General features: G+C 48.3%; 20 protein-coding genes, 1 other RNA gene and 1 pseudogene. 19 read left to right on the top strand and 3 right to left on the bottom strand.

The genetic code is table 11. The features are described from left to right. The 3 genes from ssrA to R7V76_RS01870 all read left to right on the top strand — a co-directional run bounded on the left by ssrA (position 1) and on the right by R7V76_RS01870 (position 2911). Positions 1-359: a transfer-messenger RNA gene (gene ssrA, locus R7V76_RS01880) on the top strand. 159 nt (positions 360-518) lie between these two features. Further along, positions 519-2300 carry an AIPR family protein gene (locus R7V76_RS01875; RefSeq protein ID WP_318091067.1) on the top strand — a complete coding sequence of 594 codons (1782 nt, stop codon included), beginning with the start codon at positions 519-521 and terminating at the stop codon, positions 2298-2300. A 101-nt stretch (positions 2301-2401) separates the two neighbouring features. Continuing rightward, positions 2402-2911, top strand: a complete 510-nt coding sequence (locus R7V76_RS01870) for a GNAT family N-acetyltransferase (RefSeq protein WP_147510501.1) — start codon at positions 2402-2404, stop codon at positions 2909-2911. Positions 2912-2967: 56 nt separating this feature from the next. Here R7V76_RS01870 and R7V76_RS01865 read toward each other — a convergent pair whose 3' ends face one another. After that, the gene (locus R7V76_RS01865; protein WP_026827604.1) at positions 2968-3333 is read right to left on the bottom strand and encodes a winged helix-turn-helix transcriptional regulator; all 366 of its coding nucleotides are present in this window, start codon (positions 3331-3333) and stop codon (positions 2968-2970) included. Positions 3334-3538: 205 nt separating this feature from the next. Between R7V76_RS01865 and hxlA the strand changes: the two genes are divergently transcribed. Together hxlA and hxlB are read left to right on the top strand one after the other, a co-directional pair. Further along, a complete protein-coding gene (hxlA, locus tag R7V76_RS01860; RefSeq protein ID WP_026827605.1) occupies positions 3539-4174 on the top strand; it encodes a 3-hexulose-6-phosphate synthase in 636 nt (211 codons plus the stop codon). Further along, on the top strand, positions 4175-4723 hold the full coding sequence (gene hxlB, locus R7V76_RS01855) for a 6-phospho-3-hexuloisomerase (protein WP_318091066.1): 549 nt from the start codon (positions 4175-4177) through the stop codon (positions 4721-4723). Between the two features lie 142 nt (positions 4724-4865). Here the strand turns inward: hxlB and hisJ are convergent, their stop codons facing one another. Next, positions 4866-5660: a histidinol-phosphatase HisJ gene (gene hisJ / locus R7V76_RS01850; protein WP_188004649.1), complete on the bottom strand. Its 795-nt coding sequence runs from the start codon at positions 5658-5660 to the stop codon at positions 4866-4868. Positions 5661-5791: 131 nt separating this feature from the next. Here hisJ and R7V76_RS01845 point away from each other — a divergent pair, with 131 nt between their 5' ends. From R7V76_RS01845 to R7V76_RS01775, 14 genes and pseudogenes are all read left to right on the top strand, one after another. Continuing rightward, on the top strand, positions 5792-6613 hold the full coding sequence (locus R7V76_RS01845) for an ATP phosphoribosyltransferase regulatory subunit (protein ID WP_026827608.1): 822 nt from the start codon (positions 5792-5794) through the stop codon (positions 6611-6613). Then, entirely contained in the window at positions 6614-7222 is a 609-nt protein-coding gene (gene hisG, locus R7V76_RS01840) for an ATP phosphoribosyltransferase (protein ID WP_012371233.1), read from the top strand. It abuts the gene before it with no gap. Further along, complete coding sequence (gene hisD / locus R7V76_RS01835) at positions 7222-8439, top strand: histidinol dehydrogenase (protein WP_318091065.1); 1218 nt, start codon at positions 7222-7224, stop codon at positions 8437-8439. Before hisG ends, hisD begins: the two co-directional genes overlap by 1 nt. Further along, complete coding sequence (locus R7V76_RS01830) at positions 8439-9410, top strand: pyridoxal phosphate-dependent aminotransferase (RefSeq protein ID WP_318091064.1); 972 nt, start codon at positions 8439-8441, stop codon at positions 9408-9410. The genes hisD and R7V76_RS01830 overlap by 1 nt, the downstream gene beginning before the upstream one ends. Then, positions 9383-9964 carry an imidazoleglycerol-phosphate dehydratase HisB gene (gene hisB, locus R7V76_RS01825; protein WP_012371230.1) on the top strand — a complete coding sequence of 194 codons (582 nt, stop codon included), beginning with the start codon at positions 9383-9385 and terminating at the stop codon, positions 9962-9964. The genes R7V76_RS01830 and hisB overlap by 28 nt, the downstream gene beginning before the upstream one ends. After that, positions 9961-10548, top strand: a complete 588-nt coding sequence (hisH, locus tag R7V76_RS01820) for an imidazole glycerol phosphate synthase subunit HisH (RefSeq protein WP_028105794.1) — start codon at positions 9961-9963, stop codon at positions 10546-10548. Before hisB ends, hisH begins: the two co-directional genes overlap by 4 nt. After that, complete coding sequence (gene hisA, locus R7V76_RS01815) at positions 10521-11225, top strand: 1-(5-phosphoribosyl)-5-[(5-phosphoribosylamino)methylideneamino]imidazole-4-carboxamide isomerase (protein ID WP_318091063.1); 705 nt, start codon at positions 10521-10523, stop codon at positions 11223-11225. Before hisH ends, hisA begins: the two co-directional genes overlap by 28 nt. Next, the gene (hisF, locus tag R7V76_RS01810) at positions 11219-11968 is read left to right on the top strand and encodes an imidazole glycerol phosphate synthase subunit HisF (RefSeq protein WP_026827613.1); all 750 of its coding nucleotides are present in this window, start codon (positions 11219-11221) and stop codon (positions 11966-11968) included. Before hisA ends, hisF begins: the two co-directional genes overlap by 7 nt. Next, positions 11965-12580: pseudogene (hisIE, locus tag R7V76_RS16730) on the top strand (bifunctional phosphoribosyl-AMP cyclohydrolase/phosphoribosyl-ATP diphosphatase HisIE). The gene hisF and the pseudogene hisIE overlap by 4 nt, the downstream one beginning before the upstream one ends. Positions 12581-12803: 223 nt before the next feature. Continuing rightward, positions 12804-13469, top strand: coding sequence for a PAQR family membrane homeostasis protein TrhA (gene trhA, locus R7V76_RS01795; protein WP_041262008.1), 666 nt, complete (start codon positions 12804-12806; stop codon positions 13467-13469). Beyond that, positions 13466-14140: a TVP38/TMEM64 family protein gene (locus tag R7V76_RS01790; RefSeq protein ID WP_318091061.1), complete on the top strand. Its 675-nt coding sequence runs from the start codon at positions 13466-13468 to the stop codon at positions 14138-14140. The genes trhA and R7V76_RS01790 overlap by 4 nt, the downstream gene beginning before the upstream one ends. Positions 14141-14224: 84 nt before the next feature. Continuing rightward, positions 14225-15142 (top strand): proline dehydrogenase family protein, encoded by a 918-nt coding sequence (locus R7V76_RS01785; RefSeq protein WP_012371222.1) that lies wholly within the window; start codon positions 14225-14227, stop codon positions 15140-15142. A gap of 183 nt (positions 15143-15325) precedes the next feature. Next, a complete protein-coding gene (locus R7V76_RS01780; protein ID WP_318091060.1) occupies positions 15326-16909 on the top strand; it encodes an IS1182 family transposase in 1584 nt (527 codons plus the stop codon). A gap of 291 nt (positions 16910-17200) precedes the next feature. Continuing rightward, positions 17201-18022, top strand: coding sequence for a DUF2785 domain-containing protein (locus R7V76_RS01775; protein ID WP_318091059.1), 822 nt, complete (start codon positions 17201-17203; stop codon positions 18020-18022). A 151-nt stretch (positions 18023-18173) separates the two neighbouring features. Here the strand turns inward: R7V76_RS01775 and R7V76_RS01770 are convergent, their stop codons facing one another. Next, on the bottom strand, positions 18174-18809 hold the full coding sequence (locus R7V76_RS01770) for a class I SAM-dependent methyltransferase (RefSeq protein WP_318091058.1): 636 nt from the start codon (positions 18807-18809) through the stop codon (positions 18174-18176). Positions 18810-18890: the final 81 nt, after the last annotated feature.

The following is an 18890-nucleotide window of genomic DNA, read 5'->3' as shown; positions in this document are numbered from 1 at the left end:
GGGGACGTTACGGATTCGACGGGGGTAGTTCGGTCTTCTGTGGCGTGTCGAGGGGTCGGCCTCGTTAAAACGCATCAGCCATAACTGGCAAAACTAACACACAACTCGCAGCAGCTTAATAGCTACTACGGATCCTAGCAGCCGTCGCCTGGTCGGCTGATTTCTAGGGTCTCACTTTAAACAGGCTACGCTTGGACCCTTCCGTCTGGAGGGAAAGAGAAGAGATGGAATCAGACTGGTCGGACGGACGCCTGTCAATTGGCAGCCTGACGACGAGATCCCAATAAATTGACTACACACGTAGAAGCTTAAGTATACGATGCCTTCGGACGTGGGTTCGACTCCCACCGTCTCCATACCCTGAAAGATTTTTAACAAGAAATCCCCTTGTGTTACAAGGGGATTTTTATTTACATAATTTATTCGGAAAAAGTAGCAAAAAGCAAAGTGTAATGTTAAATACATTTATTTTCATAAAAAAGAATTTGAGTGTTTATTAAAATATAGGGGAGATTAAAATGGGGAATTATCAAAATGAACTTAACCAAATTATGAGTTTTTTTGGGGAAGATAAAATTAATAGAGAAAAAGCATTTGAAATACTTGCTCTACAATATATTTTTTATAAAGAAAAGAATATTAGTTCGATAGTTTCGAACCTAGACGATCACCTTACTAATGGTACCAACGATGGAGGAATAGATTTAATATATTACGATGAAGAAGATGAAGTATTATCATTAGTTCAGTGTAAAACTTCAAGTATATCTTCAGACGAAATTTTAGATGAAGTTAGAAAAATGTCCACAACAGTAGAGGCTTTTAAAAATTACAATACTGGAGCCTACAGTAGTAAATTAAAAAGAGTTTTAAGGGAGAATCTTGATCGACTTACTGATAATGGTCAAATTGAATATCATGTTTTTTATTTGGGGAATTTTGATATAAAAAACTTCGAACGAAAATTAAAAAATTCTCCAATTAATCATTTGGAAGATATGATAAAGATTACTGATATAAAATTATTAAATTCACAAATATCAAATATCCAAGATACAACTTCGAAGGTAAAAGAGTTTAAAGGATCTATTGATAAAACCGGAAACTATTTAGAATACGAATCACAAGATAATTATGGTGTAATGGTAAATCTTAGTTCTAATTCTGTTATTAGTATGTATGAACAGTTTAAAGATAAAGGCTTATTTGATATGAACATAAGAAAGTTTATATCCCATAAACTAGTTGATAAAGGTATAAATGAAACATTGGATAAGGATAGAGAGAACTTTTGGTTTTATAATAATGGTCTAATCATAGCAGCAGAAGATCTATCTTTTGATGGAGATAAAATTACTTTTTATGATTTTTCTATTGTTAATGGGGGGCAAACAACAAATCGTCTTGGGGAATATAAAGGTTCTAATAAACAAGAATTTTTTATCCCTTGTAAAATTGTTTATCAAAAGAAAGCACAAGTTAATAGTATCGATCAATTTTTTACTAAAATTGCAGAAACAACTAATTCTCAAAAACCCATTAAAGCAAGTGACTTAAAATCAAATACTCCTGAAATGATAAATTTAAGAAGAGATTTAAATATTTACGAAATTGATTTTCAAATTAAGAGGGGAGAAAAAGCAAAAAGTACAAAAATTAAAATTAAAAATGAAGAGTTTGGCCAATTAATTCTCTCTTTTGTTATGCAGAGACCTGGTACTGCTCGTTCAAATAAAAAATTGATGTTTGAAAGCGCAAGTGTGTATGCTTCAATTTTTAAAAAAAATTATACACGTACTCCTGAAAAATTAGCTTTTATTGTTGATCTTATTGATTTTTATAATCGCTTTAAAAGAATTTCTGATGAAATGAAAAAAGATGGTGGAGAGTTAGAAGGAAATGCAAAAGATATTTTGAAGAATGGAAATTTTATTTTGATTGCATTGATTGGAGTTTTATATCGATTACAAAATCAAGATATATTGAGTTTTAAAGAAGCAATAGATGATCCAAATGTTCTTAGTGATTCTGCTTTTGAATACGGAAAATTTATCTCAAATTATAAAAATGATGATCTAGATTTGAAAATTAAAGAACTTATTATGGAATTAACAATTATTATTGAAGAAAGATATAACGTTTTATTATCAGCTAATACTGTTACTAGTGTAAGTAATTATTTTAAAAAAGACTCTAGTTATCATGATGATATATTAAAAGCGGTAGCCTCAAAAATGCTTTTATCCAGAACTAACGCTCCAATATTAGAATATAGTTCTTTTTTAAAACGTAGTAAATAATAAGTGCTTAAATTATTTTCAAAAATAGTATGTTTTTGATTAATATCATAGCTAATACTAGATTTTGAGTATCAAATTCGAGATATAAGGAGCTGACATCTATGATACGACGTGCCACCTTGATGGACGGAAAGGCCTTATCGGATTTGATGCGACGGATTGATCGGGAAACGAAGTATATGTTGTACGAACCGGAAGAACGCAGCATGTCGACGGAGCAGGCGGAAGCGTTCATTGAACGATTTGGTCAGGCCGCGAATTCAGATATCTTCGTTGTCGATGTCGATGAACAACTCGTCGGCTATGTGTTGGTCGTCGGTGGAAAACCAAGTCGAATCCGCCACCGGGCAAACCTCGTCATCGGCTTGCTTGATGCCTATACCGGTCAAGGGCTAGGTGCCGGATTACTTGAAGCAGTCGATGCGTTTGCCGTTGAAGCCGGGCTTGTCCGGCTCGAACTGACGGTCCGGAAAGATAACCTGCGGGCAATCGAGCTTTATCATAAGTTTGGTTTCAACATCGAAGGCACGAGGATTGCCTCGCTGTTTATTGATGGCGAGTACGTAGATGAACTGGCGATGTCGAAAATATTTACAGCAGAAGAAGTCTAAAAAAAGATGCTCGGTTGCCTCCTCTCAGATTGAGACGGGACAGACGAGCATCTTTTTTATTGTGATAATTTTTGTTGTTCGAACTCGACTTCGAGGACATTTTTTGCATAATCCTTACCCCAGTCGTACATCGCATCTAAAATCGGCATCAGACTGTGGCCGTGTGGCGTCAATGAATATTCGACCTTCGGCGGAACGACCGGATAGACTTCCCGGTGAATGATATGGTGGTCTTCCAGCTCCCGTAATTGATTGACGAGCATCCGTTGCGTAATGCCGGGCATCAGACTTTTCAGCTCTCCGAAACGTTTTGTACCTTCTTTACCAAGGTGCCAAAGAATCAGCATCTTCCATTTCCCTCCGATGATCGATAGGGTCAATTCCTTCTCACAATTAAACTGTCGGTCTTCAAAATGTGGCATCGTCCCACCTCCTTTTTCAGTATAGCCCTCTTGTCATCGACAGTATACTTTTCCGCACTATGTATGAAAAACCGCACTATGTAAATTAAAAGTGCGTACTTCCCAAGTTCGTCTATGAGGATTATATTTAGTCATGTTCCTTCACGAACGTCAGAAGGAAGTGCCAGGATCCATAAAATAGAGAGAAGAATGGGAGAGATAGATCATGAAATTACAATTAGCAATCGATTTAGTAGATACAGCAGGTGCCATCGCTTTAGTCAAAGAAATTGGTGAAGAAAACTTGGATATCGTTGAAATCGGAACACCGGTCGTCATCAACGAAGGGCTTCGCGCTGTTAAAGAAATGAAAGCGGCATTCCCGAACTTAACGGTTCTCGCCGACTTAAAAATCATGGATGCTGCCGGCTATGAAGTCAGCCAAGCTGTCGCACACGGTGCCGATATCGTGACAATTCTTGGAGCAGCCGAAGATATGTCGATCCAAGGTGCCGTTGAAGAAGCGAAAAAATCAGGCAAGAAGATTTTGGTTGATATGATCGCTGTCAAAGATATCGCGACACGTGCGAAAGAGCTTGATGAACTCGGTGTTGACTACATCTGTGTCCACACAGGTTACGATCTTCAAGCCGTCGGTCAAAACTCGTTCGAGGATCTCGCGACAATCAAATCCGTTGTCAAAAACGCCAAAACAGCAGTTGCTGGCGGCATCAAGATGGAAACATTACCAGAAGTTATCGCAGCGCGTCCAGACCTGATCATCGTCGGTGGCGGGATTACCGGACAAGACGACAAACAAGGAACAGCGTCAACGATGCGTCGGATGCTGCAAGAGGCGTAAATGACACATATTCAAACGATTTTACAAGAGCTGACGTCGACGGTCGAAGCGATTGATCAAGCCGAGACGACGCAACTCGCGGAAGCCGTTCTAAAGGCAGACCGGATCTTTCTCGCTGGAGCCGGTCGCTCCGGCTTGATGGGCAAAGCGTTTGTCATGCGTCTGATGCATATGAACTTTGATTCGTACGTCGTCGGTGAGACGGTCACCGCGAACTTGCGTGAAGGAGACTTGTTGATCATCGGATCAGGATCCGGTGAGACGAAAACACTCGTTCCAATCGTCGAGAAAGCGAAACAGATCGGTGGAACCGTCGCGGTCGTCACGATTGAGCAGACTTCGACACTGGCGAAGTTAGCAGACTTAACCGTCAAGCTGCCGGGAGTGCCGAAAGAGCGGACAGCCACGACAGACGAAACGGTTCAGCCGATGGGATCATTGTTTGAGCAAACGATGTTGCTGTTCTATGATGCGTTGATTCTCCACATCATGGCGGCGAAACAACTTGATTCAAAAACGATGTACGGCAAACATGCCAATTTGGAATAGAAGATATCATAAGACCGGTAGACGTGCTTAATGCGTTTACCGGTCTTTTTTACTGTTAACTAACATAAAAAAATCGCCCGTTTTCCGTAACTCCCGACAGAGTAGATGAAAACGAGCGATTCTTTTTTATACAATTATCTGTTCACCATTTCAAATCAAAATCAGCCCCGACGTCTTTCGCGAGGTGCGCATCGGATCCATAAACAAGCGGAATGCCTAAAGACTGCGTGAGTTGTAGGAGTTCCGGGTAAGGATAGGAAAGACCGCATAACGGTTTCCGCAGTCCTGCCGTATTGAGATCAAGCGTAAAGTCCGCCTGGCGGATTTTCCGGACCGTCTCATCCAAGTTCGCCGGCGTCTGCTCAAGAGGATAGGCTTGGATGAACTTTGTCGGCAAGGTCAGGTGACCAAGGCGTTTTGGTTGATGCGTCCCGAGGTTCGTCATGACGAGCGCCTGGATGCCTTCGTAATAGCGTTCGTGAGCCGCCGTGACACTGCCTGTCGCCGTGACGATCTCGCCGAAACTTTCTTTGCTGAAGTCGACCATGTAATACCGGTCCTCGATCCAGAGGTAATGCAGCGACAGGATGCCGTCTGTCAGCTCGGGACCATAACGGGCGATGATATCACGCGTGCCGTCAACGTCATGCTCCCAATAATCAAACTCCATTCCGATCCGGATGTCGATATCGTTTTTGTATGTGTCGCGTAACGTCTTCAGTTCTTCGATGTAGCGTTCGGCTGTCGCAAACGACATCCCGGAATCGTTGTCGGGTGCCGGATCGACGAGTCCTTCCGGCAGCGGGGCGTGCTCGGTGAAGCTGATTCGTTCGAGACCTTGTAACAGGGCGCGTTCGATATACGCTTCGAGTGGATCCTTTGTTCCGTGCGGACAATACGGGCTGTGGACGTGACCGTCCCATTTGATCAATTGCATGACAAAACCTCCAATATGTTTTTTTCAGTACGAAAACAGGCAAAAGGATTGACAATCGAACCACAAAAAAGGTATCTTATCGTTAAATAATTTAGCGTGGTACAGTGATAACAAGATAAAGGAGTGGCGACATGCAATCATTTTCTACGATTCGACTCAAAGACGGGGCAACGGACTACGTCGGGCAATCAGCTGAACGCCTGCAACGTGTCATCCGCCAACTCGAGGATGGGCTCGAACAATCTAACTATACCCGATTAATCACCCCTTTAATTGAAGAAGTCGGTGGTCGGGAACAAATTCGGATGGATTTTACGACAAGTGTCGCGCGGGCGCTCAGTGAGCGTGGCCGCGAACAATATAAACGCGTCTTTTACAGTGGTTCGGTCTTCCAGCCGGAAGAAAAGTTCCAAGTCGGTTTTGAAGAGCGGGGCGTCATTGCCGAGGTTGAAGCGATCCAACTCGGTGTCCGGTTGATCGAAGAATTGACCGGTAAAGAAGTGACGTTGTCGATCGGCGACGCCGGACTGATTGAACACTTGATTGAAACCCGGGTCGGTGATCACCATCTGCGGGATCAAGTGACACAGATGCTGCGGTTACGGAACGTCATCGAACTGAAACGGATTGCCCGGGAACTCGATGATGCCTTGCTCGCCAAACTCCCGCTCTTATTTGGTCGGGAAGGGGCGGAACAGATTTTGCCGTATGTCGACGAAACCCGCTTAAATGCCGTCATCGATTTAGCAGACGCCGTCAATGCCGATCTCGACTTTGGGCAGATGGGGCTGCAGACGTACTATGACGGGGTGACGATTCACGGTTTCATCGAAGGTGTGACCGAGCCGGTATTGGTCGGAGGACGATACGACCGGCTGTACGAACAATTTGGTCAGGAACAACAAGCGTTCGGGATCGGATTTTCCGTCGAACGACTCGCGGAGGTGCTCTAAATGCGGATTGGGATTACGAAAGGCCGGCTGTCGAAAACAACAGAACGGTATTTAAAAGAAGCAGGCGTCGAAACGTGGGGGGCGATCGAACGTGAATTGATCGTCAAGCGCGGCGAACATGAATTCGTCTTCATGAAAGGGTCGGATTTGATTCCGTACGTCGCCCAAGGCGTCCTCGACGTCGCGATCACCGGCAGCGACATCCTGCTCGAATCGGATCAGGAATTGTCGGAACTGGCAGAATTGCCATTCGGGATTTGCCGGATGTCGGTCTGTGCAAAAGAACCGTTGCAGTTCGAAGGCGGACGCCGGGTCCGGATTGCGACCAAATATCCGGTCATCGCGAAACGTTACTTCAGTGAACTGGGTGTCGATGTCGATATCGTGCCGCTGAACGGTTCGGTTGAACTGGCACCATTGCTCGGACTGGCCGATGCGATCGTCGATATCGTCGAAACGGGTGAAACACTCCGGGCGAACGGTCTGAATGAATACGAAAAAATCATCGATATCAACGCCCGATTCTTTACAAGCGAGTGGACGTTGAAACGCAAACGCGTCGAAGTGATTCAATTACTCGAACAGCTGACAGAAGGAGTGACTCGGTAATGGCAACGACAAAAAACTTCAGTGTCGACCGTGAGACGGAGCAAGCCGTCCGGTCGATTCTGGAACAAGTGGCAAACGACGGCGATGCAGCCGTTCGTCGATATACAAGTGAATTTGACCGCGTTGATCTAACCGACTTCCGCCTGGATGAAACGAAAATCCAGGAAGCGTTTGATCAAGCCGATCCGAATCTGGTCGACTCGTTAAAACTGATGGCGACTCGACTCGTCGAGTGGCACGAACAGGAACTCCCGTCCGACATTGAGCTTGTCGAAGCGGACGTCACCCGTCGCCAACGGTTTGTTCCGGTTGACTCGGTCGGGATTTATGTTCCGGGCGGAGCCGCCAGTTATCCGTCGACCGTCCTGATGAACGCGATTCCGGCTAAAGTCGCCGGTGTTGAGCGGATTGTCATGGTGACGCCGGTCACCGGTCTCAGTACGGAAGTGTTAGTCGCCGCAAAAATCGCCGGGGTAACGGAAATCTATACGATTGGTGGGGCGCAAGCCGTCGCTGCCTTGACGTTCGGTACGGAATCGATTCAAGCGGTCGATTTGATCGTCGGACCGGGGAACCGGTTCGTCGCTGAAGCAAAACGTCAAGTCTACGGGATTGTCGGTATTGACTCGGTCGCCGGACCGTCGGAAGTCGTCGTCATCGCCGATGAGACGGCCCATCCGGACCGGATTGCCGCTGATTTACTTGCCCAGGCGGAACATGACCGGGATGCCGTCGCGATCGCCTTTGTCCCGACGGAAGCGATGAAAGCGGACGTCGATGCGAACATCGAACGCCGCTTGCAACAGTTGCCACGCCAGGAGATTGCACGCCGAGCAATGGAAAATGGCGGGGTCTTCGTCGCTTCACTCGATGATGCGATTGCCGAAGCCAACCGTTTGGCCGCGGAACACTTGGAGCTAGCCGTCGCGAACCCGCAAGACGTCGTCAAGTTGATCCGTCACGCCGGGATGATTTTCCTCGGGCACGAAACACCGGAAACACTCGGCGATTATGTCGCCGGAACAAATCACGTCTTACCGACGTCCGGAACGGCCCGCTTTGCGTCCGGCTTATCGGCACGAACGTTCTTACGTCACCAGACGATGCTCGAAGCAACACGTGAAGGGGTCGCCCGACTGGCGAATGCCGCGAAAACCGTCGCCCGGGTCGAAGGACTCGAAGCACACGCACAAGCGATAGAAGTGAGGGAGAACTGATGCGACTACACCAAAACGAACGATTTACAGCACACAGCCCGGTTGGCATCGAGACGATCAAACAACTCGTCGAGACGTTTCCGATCAATGAATATCCGGTCGAAGTTATCGACCAAGCGAAAGCATCGTACAGCGCCTACGCTGGTGTCCGCCCGACCCAACTTGTAGCCGGGAACGGCTCCGACGAACTGATTGGTTATCTCTGTGCCCGTTACGCCGGACCGGAGTCCCCGGTCATCGCCTCACAACCGGACTTCGTCATGTATCAGTTTTATGCCAATCGGGCACGGGCTGACTTCAGTAAAGTCCCGCTACTCGACGGGATGGCACTCGACGTCGATGGACTGCTCGCTGCGCCGGGCAACATCATCTTCCTCAGTCACCCGCATAATCCGTCGGGGATCTTGCGGAAAGAAGCGGATGTCCGCCGATTGCTCGACAGCGGAAAATATGTCGTGATTGACGAAGCCTACATCGACTTTGCCTTTGAGCAATCGATGGTCGGTCTGCTCGACGAGTATCCGAACGCCATCATTCTCCGGACGTTGTCGAAAGCGTTTGGTCTCGCGTCCCTGCGACTCGGCTTCCTGATTGCCAGTGAACAGGTCGTCGCGGAAGTCGAATCAATCAAGTCGCCGTATAACGTCTCCGGACTCTCGGCTGCGGTCGGAATCGCCATCATGGCCGAGCCGGAGCTGGATCTCGTCTTGGAAGAGACGTTCGCGAGCCGGGACACGATTGCCCGTCTGGTCGAACCGCTCGGCAGAACGTATCCGAGTGCTGCGAATTTTGTTTACGTTGAATACGACGAAGCTGAACGCTTCACCGAACGTTGTGCCAACGCCGGACTGCGGATCCGTTTGTTTGACGGAGCCTTCCGTGTCAGTTGCGGCTCGACGGAAGCGATGGAAATCTTAGAGAAATGTGTAGAGGAGGAACTGCAATGCGTCGTGGGACAAGTGAACGAGTAAGTTCAGAATCAGAAATCAAGGTGGCGGTCGACCTCAGTGGCGGACCGGTTGAAATCAAGACAGGGGTCGGCTTCTTTGATCACATGTTGACCTTGTTTGCCTTCCAGGCCCGGATTGGTCTGGTGATTGAAGCGAAGGGCGATCTCTGGATCGATGCCCACCATACGGTTGAAGATACGGCGATCGTTCTCGGAGCTGCCTTAACGGAAGCGTTAGGCGACAAAGCCGGTATCGAACGGTACGGTGAATCGCGTGTGCCGATGGACGAGACGCTTGCCTCGGTCGTCCTCGACTTCAGCGGTCGTCCGTATACGGTCTTCCTCGCCGAATTCAAAAATCCGAAGCTCGGTGATTTTGATACGGAACTGGCGGAAGAGTTTTTCCAAGGCTTGTCCCGCAGTGCCCGGATGACGATTCATGCCCAAGTCCTCTACGGCTCGAATACGCACCACATGATTGAAGGACTGTTCAAGGCACTGGGCCGGGCTGTCCGTCAAGCGGTTGCCGTAACCGGTGACGGCGTCCCGTCGACGAAAGGACTGATTGACCAATGATCGCGATTGTAGATTATGGTGTCGGCAATATCGCCAACATCGAACGGGCGTTAAAAGAGCTCGGAGAAGCCGTCATCGTCACGAGTGATCTGGAATTGCTCGGACAGGCGGAAGCGCTCGTCTTACCGGGTGTCGGTGCCTATGCCCCGGCAATGGCCCGGTTAGAAGAGACGGGATTGATTGAGTTCTTACAGGAACAAGCGACGAAAAAACCATTCCTCGGGATTTGTCTCGGGATGCAACTGTTGTTTGAATCAAGCGATGAAGACGGCCAGACACAAGGGCTCGGTATTTTACCGGGAACGGTCGAAAAGTTACCGAGTGACGTCCGCTTGCCGCACATGGGCTGGCACCAGTTGACGAACCATGGCGAAGCGGTTTATTTCGTCCACTCGTACGGTGCCGTCTGTGAACCGGACTGGATCGTCGACTCGGTCGAATACGGACGACTCGTCCCGGCCATCGTCCAAAAGGACTTGGTGACAGGGATGCAGTTCCACCCGGAGAAGAGTGGCGAAGTCGGATTGAAATTACTTAAGGAATGGAGAGAGACGACATGCAACTCTACCCAGCAATCGATTTAATGAGCGGACAGGCCGTCCGGCTCAAACAAGGTGATTTTCAACAGCAGACCTTTTTCGGGGATGCGTTGACGATCGCGAGACGGTTTAAAGAAGACGGTGCGACAGCGATTCACCTGATTGATCTCGATGGCGCCAAAGCCGGTGAACCACTTCACTTGAGCCTGATCGCGGACATCAAAAAAGAAACCGGTTTGTTCGTTGAAGCCGGCGGCGGCGTCCGCAACATCGAAACGGTCGAAGCCTACGTTGGCGCCGGGATTGAACGGATTTTGATCGGCACGGTTGCGCTCGAAGACGAAGCGTTGCTCGAACAGATGATTGAGCGGGCCGGCGATAAGTTGGCTGTGGCACTTGATGCCAAAGACGGCATCGTTCAGACACGCGGCTGGCTCGAAGCGAGTGACTGGACGCTCGAACGGGCGATCGAACACTTGATTCAAAAAGGCATTAAGACCTTTTTATACACGGACATTTCCCGCGATGGGATGATGCAGGGACCGGATGTTGACGGACTCGACCGCTTAAAACGGGACGGCGTTGAACTGATTGCGTCCGGTGGTGTGACGACGGTCGAAGACGTCGCCCGCTTAAAAGAGATCGGGATGGACGGTGCCGTCATTGGCCGTGCCTTGCTCGACGGTTCGTTGTCGTTGAAAGAGGTGCTTCGCGTATGTTGATGAAACGGATCATTCCTTGCCTCGATGTCAAGGAGGGGCGCGTCGTCAAAGGCGTGAAGTTTCAAAATCTGCGCGACCTCGGAGATCCCGTCGCCGTCGCGAAATACTATTACGAACAAGGTGCCGATGAGCTGGTGTTACTTGATATCTCGGCAACGCAAGAAGGACGCGACACGATGCTCGATATCGTCGAGCGGGTGGCGGAAGTCATCTACATGCCGTTTACGGTCGGCGGCGGTATCAAGACGCTGGAAGACGCGAAACGATTGATCCGCGCCGGTGCCGATAAAGTCTCCCTCAATTCGTCGGCGTTACAGAACCCGCAACTGATTCAAGACATCAGCCGCTTGTTTGGTGTTCAGGCAACGGTCGTCGCGATCGACGCCAAGCGGACCGGTGATTCGTGGGGCGTCTTCTCGCACGGCGGTACACAAGCCGTCGGACGGGATGCGATCGAATGGGCGAAGGAAGCGGTATCGCTCGGAGCCGGTGAATTGCTCGTCACGTCGATGGATGCAGACGGAACAAAAGACGGCTACGATTTGGAATTGATCCAACGTTTACGCGAAGTCGTCAATGTGCCGTTGATCGCCTCCGGTGGGGTCGGGACACTCGAACACTTGGCGGAAGGTCTCGAAGCGGGAGCCGATGCGGCGCTGGCAGCATCGATTTTCCACGAAGCGACCTATACGATGCCGGAGACAAAAGACTACTTGAAGGCGAGAGGAGTCGACGTCCGATGATCGAATTGAATTTTTCAAAGGGACTCGTCGCGGCTGTCATCTTGGATGAAACGACAAACGATGTCCTGATGGTCGGTTTCATGGATCAGGCGGCTTACGACAAGACGCTTGCGACCGGACTCGTCACGTTTTTCTCGCGGACGAAGAACCGTCTTTGGACGAAGGGCGAGACGAGCGGACATACGCTTGAATTGCGCCGTATGTGGATTGATTGTGACCAGGACAGCTTATTGATTACCGTCAAAGCGAACGGACCGACGTGCCATACCGGCAATCGGACATGTTTCTATACAGAAGTGGAGGTGCCGCATGCTACATGAACTCGAACGTACAGTAAAAGAAAAAATCGCGTCGCAAGATGAGGCGTCTTATACGAACTACCTGGTTAAAGCCGGGCGTGAAAAAATTGCCAAGAAGTTTGGCGAAGAAGCGTTTGAAGTCGTCCTCGCGGGCGACGATACACTGGCTGAAGAGACGGCAGATCTGCTGTATCACCTGACTGTGCTTCTCGCGGACCGCGGCGTCTCATTTGCGGACGTCGAAGCAGTTCTGAACGAACGTCACGGAACGAAGTCGACCTTTAAGGATCGTCCGGACATTGAGCAGTGGTAATGACCGACTCTACATTCTGAAAACAGGATGTAGAGTTTTTTTATGCAAAAAGCGGGAAAATACGAAAGGAAACTGTCAATAAATCGTCAGAACATTTTGATAGGCATTTAGTAGAAAGCGGGCGTATAATCAAGAACATAGCAGGTTTGTTCAGAAAGCAGGTGTTGTATTGGTTACAAAAAAAGAAATTACGAAAACGATTAAAGACCAGTCGAAAGAAACGATTGAGGAGTTGCTTGCCAAAGGCGACTCGCTGAAAGAAGAAGTGGCCAGTGCCATCACGCACGGGCTCGGTGTCATCTTCAGTATCGTCGCGCTTGTCATGTTGATTTTGCAGGCAACGAAGTCAGGCAGTGCCTGGAACATCACCGCCGTCAGTATCTTTGGGGCGACGATGATTTTGTTGTATCTGTTCTCGACGTTGATGCATTCGCTTATGCATACGAAAGCCAATAAAGTATTACAAATTCTTGATCATGCGGGCATTTACTTATTGATTGCCGGCAGTTATACACCGTTCGCCCTGATTACGTTACGGGGTCCGCTCGGTTGGACATTGCTCGGGATCGTTTGGGGTGTCGGGATACTCGGTATCATCTGGAAACTGTATTCGACCGGTAAACATGTCTGGATTTCCAATGCTTCGTACCTGATTCTTGGCTGGTGTTGTCTGTTTGCGATCAAGCCGATGTATGAAGCACTCGGATTACAAGGGTTTTTACTTCTGCTTGGTGGTGGTCTCGCCTATTCACTTGGCGTCATCTTTTACGTCTGGGCCCGCTTGCCTTACAATCATGCGATTTGGCATCTGTTCGTCCTTGCCGGCAGCGTCCTGATTTTCTTATCGATTTTCTACTACGTTGCTCCGGCACCGGCGCCGCTGTCTTGAAAAACTTAAAGTTACGGGACTGGCTCCCGTTTACCCTCTACATGCTGATGGGTGCCGGACTGCTCCTGTATTTCCGTTTATCGGGAATGATGGAGCAGTTTGATATTCAGGCCTTGTCTGACTGGATTCGTCAGCAGGGCGCTTTCGGCATGTTGCTGTACATATTGGCGTATACGATCCGTCCGCTCGTCTTTTTCCCGGCGAGTCTGCTGACGGTGTTTGGTGGTTATACATACGGTCCGTGGATTGGAACGATTCTTGATGTCATCGGGGCAGGGACCGGCAGTTTGCTAAGTTTTTGGATTGCCCGTCTGCTCGGTCGGCGCGGCATCGAAAAGATCATCGGAACCGGTAAGTTGACGATTCTTGATGAACGGATTGCCACGAATGGATTCTTCGTCGTCTTAATAGTTCGACTCATTCCGCTGTTTCCGTTTGACGCGATCAGTTATGCGTCCGGTCTGTCGAAAATTAAATTCCGTCAGTTTGCGCTCGCCAGTTACCTCGGCATCATTCCGGGAGCTTTCGTTTACAACAATATCGGGGCGAGCCTGCGCAATCCGTTTTCCTGGCAATTTTTCTTTGCGATTTTCTTGTACCTGTTCTTTTTCATCGTCGGTTTTTTTGCCCAACGAAAACTACGAAAAAAACAAAACATCGAGCACATGTAAGCGCTTTATGTCATAATATGAATGCAGAGATGTGAACCGACACGGTAAAACAGCCTAGCATTTATTTAGGGGGAGTAATGAGTGATGGAACGAGTATTACGGGATGGTTTTATCTTCTTATCGCAAAATAAGACATTGAATGGTCTGGCAAAACGGTACGGCTTGAAGTTCGGCGCAGGGCGCTTTGTCGCAGGGGACTCACTTGAAGCTTCAAAACGGGCAATTCAGGATTTGAACTCCAAGGGATTATGCGTCACGATGGATCACCTCGGTGAATTCATCTCGACGGTTGCGGAAGCGGAAATGATGACGCAGGAATGTATTCGTGCAGTGGAAATGATTGCGGAAGAGAAATTAGACTCGCAACTTTCACTGAAACTGACGTCACTTGGTCTTGATATCTCGGACGAATTGATTCGCTCGAACATGGAACGAATTTTGACACGGGCGAAAGAAGTCGGTGTCTTCGTGACGATCGATATGGAAGACGAGCCGCGTTGTGAAAAAACGATCCAATTGTTTGAAGAATTGCGTCAATCCTTTGATAACATCGGAACGGTCATCCAGTCGTACCTGTACCGTTCGGAAGACGACATCAAACGTGTCGGACGATTCGAGACGAATTTGCGGATCGTTAAAGGGGCCTATAAAGAGCCGGCAACGGTTGCTTTCCCGGAAAAAGAAGATGTGGACCACAATTACATCAAACTCGTAAAACTTCAACTGTCACTCGGTAACTATGCCGCGGTCGCAACGCATGACGACGCGATGATTGAACAGATCATCCGTTATGCAAAAGAAAACGGCATCGGCAACGACAAGTTCGAATTCCAGATGCTGTACGGCATCCGCGTCGAACGTCAGCTTGAACTCGTGAAGCTCGGCTATAAAGTCCGTGTTTACGTCCCTTACGGCCGTGACTGGTATGGCTATTTCATGCGCCGCTTAGCGGAACGTCCGGCAAACGTGGCGTTTGTTCTTAAAGGAATGGTTAAAGGATAATAACGAATAATAGAGAAATGAAGAGGCTGGGACATAACTCAGTTTTATAAATGAGAAGGCCCTCGAAACGTTTTTCGTTTCGAGGGCCTTCTTCTATGATGAAAAACCGATTTTAAGTAAACAAATAAGGACTGCCTCTGATAAAGTTAAAGTGACCAAACCATAACCATCGGAGGTGTCCTTATGTTTAAAAATTATACCATGAACCAGCTGGTTCTGCCTTTAGATTTAGAAATTCGTCTTCAAGAAAACGATATCGCATTCGCCGTTCATCATCTTGTCGAGTCCATTCCCGACGATGCCTTTGAACCTTTTACTCGAACGACAGGCTGCCCCGCCTATCATCCACGCATGATGATGAAGATCATTTTATGCGCCTATACGCAATCGGTCTTCTCTGGTCGGAAGATCGAAGGACTCCTTCAAGACAGCCTGCGTATGATGTGGCTCGCTCAAGGGAATGAACCGAGCTATCGTACGATCAATCGCTTTCGAGTGCACCCGGCAGTCACACCTATCCTGAAGCAGGCGTTCGTCACCTTCCGTTGCCATCTCGTCGAGATGGGAGAAATTAAGGAAGAAGCGATCTTCATTGATGGTACGAAACTAGAAGCGAATGCGAATCGATATACGTTCGTCTGGCGAAAATCCGTCGAGCGATATAGTGCGTCGCTCGTTGAAAAGTCTAATCTTCTCTATGAAGAACTCGTCGCACAAGAAATCTTACCGGAGATTGAACGGGAAAGTCCAGACGAACTGACCCTTCCTGAACTCGAGCACATCGGTGATGTTTTGGAGGAACGAATCGCTTCTATCAATCAAGAAATCGAGGCAAGTTCAGATACGCAGGAGAGAAAACGGCTTCGTTCCGAACGAAAGCAACCCCATCTTTTCCGAAAAAAGTTCGCTGAGTTCGTGGAAAGAAAAAGGAAGTATGCCGTCCAAAAGGAAACGTTCGATGGACGGAACAGCTATTCGAAGACGGATACGGATGCGACGTTTATGCGGATGAAGGAAGATCATATGCAAAATGGACAACTCAAGCCGGGGTACAACGTGCAGATTGCGACCGAAGGTCAATATACCCTCGCTTATGATGTCTATCCTAATCCGACCGATGCCCGCACGTTAATCCCATTTTTAGATGAGGTTTCCTCGTATCTTACTTTACCGGAACATATCGTTGCGGACGCCGGCTATGGAAGCCAAGAAAATTATCAGGAGATTCTGATGCGCCGAGGGCGCATTCCGCTCGTTCCCTATACGATGTTTCAAAAAGAGAAGACGCGAAAATGGCGTGATGATCCTTTTAATCTCGCCAACTGGTCCTACGATGAAACGACCGATCACTTTGTGTGCCCGAACGGGCAGAACGTGACGTTCCGTTACATGTCTAAGAGAACGGATCGATATGGTTTTACCCGCGATTTCAAGGTGTACGAAAGTGAGAGTTGTGATGACTGCCCGCTTCGATCCCTCTGTACCAAGGCAGAGAAGGGTCGTCATCGCCAAGTCCGAGTAAACGTTTCGTGGGAAGAGCAAAAGGAACAGGTAAAGGATCTGCTTTCAGATCAAAAAACCTGGAAAATCTACGCGAAACGTAAGATAGACGTAGAACCAGTTTTTGGGAATCTGAAGGCTAATTTGCGTTTCACTCGTTTTTCCGTAAGAGGAAAAGCAAAGGTGAAACGTGAGCTTGGCTTCATCCTTATGGCAGTAAATCTGAGAAAGTGGCTCACCCAAAGTATTGCCCGAGGGGCATTTTAACAAGAGGTGATGAAAAAAATAAGGGATTGCACATCGTGACGATGGCAATCCCTTATTTTCTTTAAAAGCCAGCTAGTTATGTCCCAGCCTCTTTTGTTTTATCGTTTGAAAGATTTTTCTCTTCCCGTGCTTTCCTCGGGCGAGACGCAAGTCGCGACTCTTTGACCCGTGGGATCAACGAGCCGGGTCTCGCCTGTCTCTGACAGCACAAAAACCGCGTTTTTCCCCGTAGGAGTCACGGGAAGCAAATCTTTCTTCACTTACTACATATATTACATAGGAGGTCTGGTCATGTACGTAACGGAACAGCAGTTGAAAGAGCAATTGCAACAAGAGAACACAGTGATTTCGGAGGAATTGCTAGAACAGATGTTGTCTCATATCGGCAGTTTGGACCCGGTCCTTCGGGATGAACTGATCTTTTCACGGCTTGCGGAATGGATCATGTCAGAAACATTTCCAGCGGCATCTGCCAAACGGATGGTGTCGTTTGTCCTCAGTCCGGACGGATTGTTTTATCACTTGAAGACTTCGGACGAGACGGCCGTGTTCACCCGGTCCTTCTCAGCACTGCTCCTTGCCGTTGTACTGGAAAAAGACGCTGCAGCACCACAACTGGATGAGATAACTTATGAACAACTTTCGGATCAGCTGTTGATGTATCTGAACAACGAAACCGATTTTAGGGGGCAGGTGCCATCCTACGGTTGGGCCCACAGCATTGCCCATATTTCGGATGTGTACCAGGTCTGGTTGGCTCATCCCCGCTGTCGAGTGGCAGAACAACAGCCGGCAATCATCCGCTTGATCGAAATTTTGACAACGCCTGGATATCATTTTATCGATGAAGAGCACGAGCGTGTGATTTCCGCTTGGATGGTGGCACGGGAGCATGGCATTTCAGACGAGATATTTTTTGCAGGATTGGAGTCGGCCGTGAAACCCTGGCTCGATGTACCGGTGACATGGAGCGAGGAACGATTTAATCTGCTCCGGAACACTAAACAGTTGTTACAAGCCTTTTATTTCCGTTTGAAGTGGCAGGACAAGACGTCGGATCTTCCGGAACGGATCGAACACTTGTTGTTCCAAATTCATCAGCAATATCAGTAAATAAAAACAGACGTGTCCACTCGACTTCTACGGGAAAAGGAAGCTTGCTTCTGTCAGGGACAGGCAAGACCCGGTCATCGTTAGATGGGCGAGGCTTGCGTCCCACCCGAGAAAAGCGAGTGGACAATCGTCTGTTATAAGGACATGATTTTTAATTACTTGTCTGAAACGCAAATAAACAGGAAAACGCATGAGCCTGATCGAGCAATCGATGACCGGTCATGACGGCACCTTCTTTTTGAATGACAGCTTCCTCAAGCAACGTCCATCCGAGTTCGTCTGCCAGTTGGACGAGTTCCCACGGCATCATCGTATTGCCCATCGGTGCCTCTTCCCCGTGCAGGCGATGGTAGGACAATGCCCGTGGTGCAGCCGTCGGTCCAAGCAGACTGATAATGACGAGCGGGGCGACCCGGCTGATTTCTTTCAGGACGGTGACGGGACGCGTCGACCATTCGAGCGAATTGACGGCAAGGACGACGTCAAACGTATTATCCGCAAACGGCAACGCTTCACCGGTTCCAACGACGAAATCGAGTGCCGGTGATTTGGCACGGGCGATCCGGATCATCTCTTCCGACAGATCAAGACCCGTCACTTGAAACGCCTCCGCGAGCAACCGGCAGGCGGCGCCGTCGCCGCATCCTAAATCGAGTAACTTGCCGGACGCGATGACCGATGTTAAAAACGGAATGATCGTTTTTCGGCTGCCTGACGTCCACATCATTTCCGACCGGTCGGCCCAGTCCGTCGCTTGTTGATCCCATAATTGTTCAGTCGATTTCATGAGAACTCCCCCTTTTGATTTCAGTGTAACAGGAAAATTTGACCAAAAGCTGAATTTTTATTGCTACTGAATGATAATTCA

The organism is Exiguobacterium artemiae (assembly GCF_033342815.1).
Lineage (GTDB): Bacteria > Bacillota > Bacilli > Exiguobacteriales > Exiguobacteriaceae > Exiguobacterium_A > Exiguobacterium_A artemiae_A.
The sequence above is the reverse complement of the archived record's forward strand: the minus strand, read 5'-3'. Positions and strand labels throughout refer to the sequence as shown.

What these genes read in the sequence shown, in the direction of transcription:
- R7V76_RS01845 (WP_026827608.1), top strand. Translation starts at nt 5,792, where the DNA reads ATGCAATCATTTTCTACGATTCGACTCAAAGACGGGGCAACGGACTAC.
- R7V76_RS01865 (WP_026827604.1), bottom strand. Translation starts at nt 3,333, where the DNA reads ATGCCACATTTTGAAGACCGACAGTTTAATTGTGAGAAGGAATTGACC.
- hisJ (WP_188004649.1), bottom strand. Translation starts at nt 5,660, where the DNA reads ATGCAATTGATCAAATGGGACGGTCACGTCCACAGCCCGTATTGTCCG.
- R7V76_RS01775 (WP_318091059.1), top strand. Translation starts at nt 17,201, where the DNA reads ATGTACGTAACGGAACAGCAGTTGAAAGAGCAATTGCAACAAGAGAAC.
- hisG (WP_012371233.1), top strand. Translation starts at nt 6,614, where the DNA reads ATGCGGATTGGGATTACGAAAGGCCGGCTGTCGAAAACAACAGAACGG.
- hxlA (WP_026827605.1), top strand. Translation starts at nt 3,539, where the DNA reads ATGAAATTACAATTAGCAATCGATTTAGTAGATACAGCAGGTGCCATC.
- hisD (WP_318091065.1), top strand. Translation starts at nt 7,222, where the DNA reads ATGGCAACGACAAAAAACTTCAGTGTCGACCGTGAGACGGAGCAAGCC.
- hxlB (WP_318091066.1), top strand. Translation starts at nt 4,175, where the DNA reads ATGACACATATTCAAACGATTTTACAAGAGCTGACGTCGACGGTCGAA.
- R7V76_RS01830 (WP_318091064.1), top strand. Translation starts at nt 8,439, where the DNA reads ATGCGACTACACCAAAACGAACGATTTACAGCACACAGCCCGGTTGGC.
- hisA (WP_318091063.1), top strand. Translation starts at nt 10,521, where the DNA reads ATGCAACTCTACCCAGCAATCGATTTAATGAGCGGACAGGCCGTCCGG.
- R7V76_RS01870 (WP_147510501.1), top strand. Translation starts at nt 2,402, where the DNA reads ATGATACGACGTGCCACCTTGATGGACGGAAAGGCCTTATCGGATTTG.
- R7V76_RS01770 (WP_318091058.1), bottom strand. Translation starts at nt 18,809, where the DNA reads ATGAAATCGACTGAACAATTATGGGATCAACAAGCGACGGACTGGGCC.
- hisB (WP_012371230.1), top strand. Translation starts at nt 9,383, where the DNA reads ATGCGTCGTGGGACAAGTGAACGAGTAAGTTCAGAATCAGAAATCAAG.
- R7V76_RS01785 (WP_012371222.1), top strand. Translation starts at nt 14,225, where the DNA reads ATGGAACGAGTATTACGGGATGGTTTTATCTTCTTATCGCAAAATAAG.
- R7V76_RS01780 (WP_318091060.1), top strand. Translation starts at nt 15,326, where the DNA reads ATGTTTAAAAATTATACCATGAACCAGCTGGTTCTGCCTTTAGATTTA.
- hisF (WP_026827613.1), top strand. Translation starts at nt 11,219, where the DNA reads ATGTTGATGAAACGGATCATTCCTTGCCTCGATGTCAAGGAGGGGCGC.
- hisH (WP_028105794.1), top strand. Translation starts at nt 9,961, where the DNA reads ATGATCGCGATTGTAGATTATGGTGTCGGCAATATCGCCAACATCGAA.
- R7V76_RS01875 (WP_318091067.1), top strand. Translation starts at nt 519, where the DNA reads ATGGGGAATTATCAAAATGAACTTAACCAAATTATGAGTTTTTTTGGG.